This window comes from Streptococcus sp. UMB0029 (assembly GCF_002871495.1).
Taxonomy (GTDB): Bacteria; Bacillota; Bacilli; order Lactobacillales; family Streptococcaceae; genus Streptococcus.
The window spans coordinates 151,015-157,222 of sequence record NZ_PNGD01000004.1; the positions used below are offsets into that span (position 1 = coordinate 151,015).

Below are 6,208 nucleotides of genomic sequence, written 5' to 3' on the forward strand. Positions count from 1 at the left end.
GGTTTAACAAATTTAAGTTGTATTTTTAATCACGGGTAAATCCAGTGGCACCCGTACGAGCAATATTACGAATACCGTATGGTCGAATGACTCGTAATAGGGCTTCGCTCTTTTCTGCATTTCCTGTCATCTGAATAGTAATCGTGCTTGGTGCTACGTCTACCACCGTTGCGCGGAAAGGTTGAATAATCGCTAGAATCTCAGCCCGTTTCTCAGCTGGCGCTGACATCTTAACCAAAATCACCTCGCGCTCCAAATGAGGCTTGTCTGTAATATCTCGAATGCGAATCACATCAATCTGACGATTGAGTTGCTTGATGATTTGCTCCACTTCGTCATGTGAAGCTACATCAATAATAATAGTGATACGCGATACATTCGGATCTTCTGTTGCTCCAACAGAGATGCTTTCGATATTAACCTGACGACGAGATAGGACACCTGTAAAGCGATTGAGGACTCCTGAACGATTTTGTAGTTTTGCTGTTAACATTCTACGCATGGAACTTCACCCCCAACATCTCATGATTACTCTTACCAGCTGGTACCATTGGTAACACCTGTTCCTTACGAGAAATATCTACCTCGATTAGCATAGGAACATCCTCAGTGATGACTTCAAGGTCTTGAGCCAAGGTCTCAGGATTGTCAAACTTATAGTTTTTAATGCCATAAGCCTGCGCCATCAATTGGAAATCAGGAAGGGTATCAAAGACTGATTCTGATGTTCTACCTTCATAGAAAGATTCCTGCCACTGGCGAACCATTCCAAGTGAGTGATTGTTCAGCATAACCACCTTGATTGGCACTTTGTAAATATTCAAAATAGCCAATTCTTGGTTAGTCATTTGGAAACCACCATCCCCAACGAACAAGACTACTTCCTTATCTGGGTTAGCAATTTTAGCACCGATTGCTGCTGGAATTCCGAATCCCATGGTTCCTAAACCGCCTGAAGTCACTAACTGACGCTCATTTTGGTATGGATAATACTGAGCTGTCCACATTTGGTGTTGACCAACGTCTGTGACCACAATGGCATCTCCATTCGTCAATTCACCAATTCGTTCAATAACGGCTTGCGGTTGAACCACACGCTCTTTCTTGTCATAAGAACGAACACGGTTCTTGTCTTTAGTAACTTTCTCAATCCATTTCTCAGTATTGTTATGAACGGTTGGTTCTGCCAACAACATTTGCAAAGCTTTCTTAGCATCTCCAACTACAGGAATATCTGCACTGATAATCTTACCGATCTCAGCTGGGTCAATATCAATGTGAGCAACCTTGGCATTCTTAGCGAAGGTCTTAGGATTTCCCGTCAAGCGGTCATCAAAACGGCAACCAATACTAATCATAAAATCAGCTTCTGTCATGGCAATATTAGCTGCGAATGACCCATGCATCCCCCCCATTCCAAGGAAGAGTGGATGAGTTGTTGCAATCGTGCCTTGCCCCAAAAGACTGGTTACCACTGGAATTTGATATCGCTCTGCAAATTCATTTAGTTCTGCAGCTGCTTCAGCATAACTAATTCCACCACCAGCTAGCAAGACTGGTCTTTTAGCCTTGGATAATTGCTTCAAGATTTTCTTGATTTGCATATCATTTGGCTCAAGAGTTGGTTGATAGCTTGGTAGGTTCACTTCTGGTGAATAAATGAAGTCTGTTTCTAAAGCAGACACGTCTTTAGGTAGGTCAATGACAACTGGCCCTGGACGGCCTGTAGTTGCGATATGGACAGCTTCCGTAATGATACGCGGAATATCAGCTGTCTCACGAACTTGGTAATTGTACTTAGTGATTGGCATGGTAATTCCCACGATATCTGCTTCCTGAAAGGCATCCTTCCCAATACCTGCTCGCGCCACCTGACCTGTAAAGACCAAAAGGGGAACACTATCGCTCATGGCATCTGCAATCCCTGTAATGGCATTTGTTGCTCCCGGTCCGCTAGTGACGACGGCAACACCCAACTTTCCAGTTGATTTGGCATAACCTTCAGCTTCGTGCAAACAACCTTGCTCATGGCGTCCTAGAATGTGGCGAATGCCTTTAAAATTATATATCGCATCATAAAAAGGCAAGACCGCACCACCAGGATAACCAAAGATGGTATCAATTCCTAAATCACGAAGTGTTTCCAAAACTAGATCCGACCCCGTCTTAGGAGATTCTAAACTGATTTTCTCCATTGTTCCCCTTTCTCTTCACTTAAAAATAACTTGTTACTATCATACCATTTTTTCAAGATTTTTCAAGAGAAAAGAAGAAATTTTCTGAATTTTCTATTTTAACGTTTTTTTATGAATATTATTTTTGTTTTTATTTAAAAGATAGCGATTTCATTATTCAAAAAGAAAAAAGAACTGATTTCTCAGTCCTTCATTAATCTTATTCCACACTAAATAGGTATGGGTAAACTGGTTGTTGACCTTGGTGAATCTCAACTTCAACGTCTTCGAATTCTTCTGCGATTTCTTGAGCAATTTCATTAGCAAGTTCTTCACTTCCGTCTTCACCGATATAGAAGGTTACAATCTCACTATCTTCATCCAACATATGTTTCAAGGTTTCTGTCAAGGTTTGGTGCATATCAGGGTTTGACACGAGAATTTTCCCATCGACCATACCAAGATTATCGTTTTCATGGATTTCTAAGCCATCAATCGTTGTATCACGCACCGCTGTTGTGACGCTTCCGCTAACGACATCGCTAAGGGCTGCAGTCATACGCTCTTGGTTTTCTTCGATTGACTTGCTTGGATCAAAAGCAAGAAGACTTGTCAAACCTTGAGGAAGAGTACGAGCTTCAACCACTACTGCTGGTTGCTCCAAAACTTCTGCTGCAGATTGAGCTGCCATGAAGATGTTTTTGTTGTTTGGCAAGAAGATAATGTTACGAGCGTTGACCTGTTCAACAGCCTTGATAAAGTCTTCAGTTGAAGGGTTCATAGTTTGACCGCCTTCGATAACATAATCCACACCTTGAGAACGGAAGATATCTGCTAGACCTTTACCAGCCACTACAGCAATCAAAGCATACTCTTTTTCTTCAGCCGGTTTGCTAACTTGAGCAGCTTCTTTCTCAACCTGTGCTTCGTGTTGGTTACGCATATTGTCAACTTTTACCTTGACCAAACTACCATATTTGAGACCTTCTTGCATAACCAGTCCTGGATCTTCCGTATGGACATGGACTTTGACAATTTCATCATCGTTGACAACGAGGAGAGAATCTCCAAGTTCATTCAAATAGTTACGAAATTCGTCGTAGTCAAAATCTTTAGCATAGGTTGGACCTTGCTTAAGAGCTACCATGATTTCAGTACAGTAACCAAATGTGATGTCCTCAGTCGCTACATGACCAGCTACAGACTTGTGGTGCTCCGCATTAATCATCTCACTCATGTTAGCAGGAGTCGCCACAAAGTCCTCAGATGCAATATATTCACCAGTAAGGGCTGAAAGGAAACCTTCGTAGATAAAGACCAGTCCTTGACCACCTGAGTCCACAACACCAACTTCCTTCAATACTGGAAGCATGTCCGGTGTTTTAGCTAGAGCTGTTTTAGCACCTTCCAAGGCTGCGCGCATGACTTCAACAGCATCATCTGTTTGCTCAGCCTTTTTCTTAGCACCGATAGCAGCCCCACGAGAAACTGTCAAAATCGTTCCTTCAACTGGCTTCATCACTGCCTTATAGGCAACTTCCACACCTGATTGGAAGGCGAGAGCCAAGTCTTGACCTGTTAATTCGTCTTTATCCTTGATAGCTTGTGAAAATCCACGGAAAAGCTGAGACGTAATAACGCCTGAGTTTCCACGCGCACCCATCAAAAGACCTTTGGCAAGAATGCTCGCCACCTCTCCAACAGTAGAAGCTGGCTTGTCTGCAACTTCTTTAGCACCATTTTCAATGGTCATTCCCATGTTTGTTCCAGTATCTCCATCTGGAACTGGGAAGACGTTTAATGAATTGACATATTCAGCTTGCTTATTCAAGCGAGTTGATGCAGCCTGCACCATTTCTTGAAATAAGCTAGTAGTAATTTTTGACACGGTTATTCTCCTACAACTTTGATATTTTGAATGTAGACATTTACAGTCTGAGCAGTAATTCCAAGCTGGTTTTCCAAGCTAAAACGAACACGCTCTTGAATGTTTTTTGACACTTCGCTAATCTTTGTTCCGTAGCTCAACACGGTATATACATCAACTGCAATACTGCCATCTTCGGCCGCCTTTACGACGACACCTTTGGAATAATTTTCCTTACCTAGAAGGGCTTGGAAATTATCTTTGAGGGCATTTTTACTAGCCATACCGACCACACCAAAAATCTCAGTTGCTGCTCCACCTACGACAGTTGCAATCACTTCATCTGTTAGTTCGATTTGACCATCTTTTGTATTAATTTTTACAGTCATCCTTTTTACCTCAACTAGTTGATACTCTATTTTATCATATTTCAGCCCAAGTGTAAAAGCAGAATACTGTATCAGCGGATATTTACTCTATTTGGTAACTTCTCAAAGTAACTTCCACTTGTCTAGCCGAAGTGGAAATTAGTCTAAAACGGATTTTTATGGTGGAATTAAGTATGAGACGTTTGAGTTAGAAATGAGGTCTACTATGACAAAACATAAACACCTTACCCTTTCAAATCGTAATGATATTCAATTAGGCTTAGAGCGCGGTGAAACCTTCAAAGTTATCGGACAATCCATTCTAAAAGACCCAACTACTGTTTCCAAAGAAGTCAAACGAAACAGACAAGTCCGAGAGTCTACCTCTAATAACCCTACTTGCCCTCTACTCGATAAGGCTACCTTTGTCTGTAATGGATGCCCTAAAAGAAGACAAAATTGTGGATTTAAAAAAATCTTCTACCTCGCTAAGCAAGCTCAAAAACAATACGAACAAACTCTTGTCGAAGCTCGTGAAGGCACCCCCCTTAACTCGCAGACTTTCTGGGACATAGATAAAGTCATTTCTGATGGGGTTAAAAAGGGACAACACATCTATCATATCCTCAAAACTCACAATCTTGATGTCAGCTCCTCAACTGTCTATCGACATATCCGAAAAGGATACCTATCTATCGCTCCTATTGATCTTGCTAGAGCCGTTAAATTCAAAGAAAGACGGAAAAGTAGGCTACCTTCTATCCCTAAAGAAGCTAAAAAAGACCGTTCCTATGAGGATTTCCTAAATTATTTAGCACTGAATCAACTAGACTCTTGGCTGGAAATGGATACAGTTCTGGGGAGAATGGGAGGTAAAGTCCTACTCACCTTCAATCTCTCTTTCTGTAACTTTATCTTCGCTAGGCTTCTCGATAATAAAACTGCCCTTGAGGTTACCAAATACCTTTATGATATCAAGAACACTCTTCACCAAGCTGACAAAGATTTCTGTCAACTCTTCCCTGTCATCCTGACAGATAATGGAGGAGAGTTTGCCAGGGTTGATGACATCGAAATGGATGTTCGAGGAGAGAGTAAACTCTTCTTTTGTGACCCTAATCGCTCTGACCAGAAAGGGAGAATTGAGAAAAATCACACGCTGATTCGCGACATCCTTCCAAAGGGAACTTCCTTTGACAACTTAACTCAAGAGGACATCAATCTCGTTTGTTCGCATGTCAACAGTGTCAAACGGGCTGCTTTGAATGGAAAGTCAGCCTATGAACTTTTTGCCTTTACTTATGGAGAAGAGATTCCTAAGCTTCTAGGCATTTCTAAAATACCTGCAGAAGACGTCTGTCAGTCTTCTACATTACTCCAACATAAGTTCTAAAAACTAACCTAAAACCCCATTCAAACGTCTCACACTAACTTCCACCATAGCGGAACTTAATCTGAAACGCTTTCAGATGAGGGGATTTTGTGCGCTCTTTTTTTCGATGCCTTTCGGCTACAAAAGCGATGAAATCAAGCATTAGTAAAACCAGTGGAACTTACCCTGACACGGAATTCTACTGATTTTTATGATTTTTATCAGACTAACTTCCACTTCTACTAGCGGTGGAACTTAGTTTGGGAATTTACCATTTACTCTATTTTTCAAATGATTTTATATCTACAGTAAAAGAAAAAAGACCCTAAGGTCTCCTTACTTTGGCTCTATAATATTTGTAGTGGGTAAATCCCCTATAGATATTATGGAGCCTATTTTTGTGTAGAAAAAAAGTCCCATAAAATCT

5 protein-coding genes are annotated in these 6,208 nt (G+C 41.2%); 1 reads left to right on the plus strand and 4 read right to left on the minus strand.

What is annotated here, in order from left to right; all coding sequences use genetic code 11:
* Positions 1 to 25: 25 nt before the first annotated feature.
* From ilvN to CJ239_RS03910, 4 genes are all read right to left on the minus strand, one after another.
* The gene (gene ilvN, locus CJ239_RS03895; protein ID WP_001253805.1) at positions 26 to 502 is read right to left on the minus strand and encodes an acetolactate synthase small subunit; all 477 of its coding nucleotides are present in this window, start codon (positions 500 to 502) and stop codon (positions 26 to 28) included.
* Positions 495 to 2,195: an acetolactate synthase large subunit gene (locus CJ239_RS03900; RefSeq protein WP_102210615.1), complete on the minus strand. Its 1,701-nt coding sequence runs from the start codon at positions 2,193 to 2,195 to the stop codon at positions 495 to 497. The genes ilvN and CJ239_RS03900 overlap by 8 nt, the downstream gene beginning before the upstream one ends.
* Positions 2,196 to 2,394: 199 nt before the next feature.
* Positions 2,395 to 4,062, minus strand: coding sequence for a DAK2 domain-containing protein (locus CJ239_RS03905; RefSeq protein ID WP_084927917.1), 1,668 nt, complete (start codon positions 4,060 to 4,062; stop codon positions 2,395 to 2,397).
* A 2-nt stretch (positions 4,063 to 4,064) separates the two neighbouring features.
* Positions 4,065 to 4,430 carry an Asp23/Gls24 family envelope stress response protein gene (locus tag CJ239_RS03910; protein WP_000216437.1) on the minus strand — a complete coding sequence of 122 codons (366 nt, stop codon included), beginning with the start codon at positions 4,428 to 4,430 and terminating at the stop codon, positions 4,065 to 4,067.
* Positions 4,431 to 4,635: 205 nt separating this feature from the next.
* Here CJ239_RS03910 and CJ239_RS03915 point away from each other — a divergent pair, with 205 nt between their 5' ends.
* Entirely contained in the window at positions 4,636 to 5,802 is a 1,167-nt protein-coding gene (locus tag CJ239_RS03915) for an IS30 family transposase (protein WP_102210616.1), read from the plus strand.
* Positions 5,803 to 6,208 lie beyond the last annotated feature (406 nt).